The following is a 254-nucleotide window of genomic DNA, read 5'->3' on the forward strand; positions in this document are numbered from 1 at the left end:
GTAAGTTGTCCTTCCATCGGCCAGTAAATAGCTGTTCCGCCCGATATATTTTTCAGGCTTCCGCCTGTGATCGCAACTTCCGCTCCTGCCGACTCCTGATTGTTTCCCGAAACCGGAAAATCTTTTGTCTCGATCCTACCGCCTGTAATCTCTACTTGCGCCGATACAGTACCTTCTTCGTTTCTGTTGCTGTTAAACACATCGATCCCGCCGTTTCCTGACAGCACCGCATCCCCCGAAAGAGTCATCTTTGC

Annotated in this window: 1 protein-coding gene; it reads right to left on the bottom strand. The window is 50.4% G+C overall.

Annotated features, from left to right (window positions below; all coding sequences use genetic code 11):
• A partial coding sequence (locus tag NE668_RS09920; protein WP_256196829.1) for a hypothetical protein occupies positions 1-254 on the bottom strand: 254 nt, incomplete at both ends.

This window comes from Veillonella parvula, assembly GCF_024461875.1.
In the GTDB taxonomy this organism is placed as follows: domain Bacteria; phylum Bacillota; class Negativicutes; order Veillonellales; family Veillonellaceae; genus Veillonella; species Veillonella parvula_I.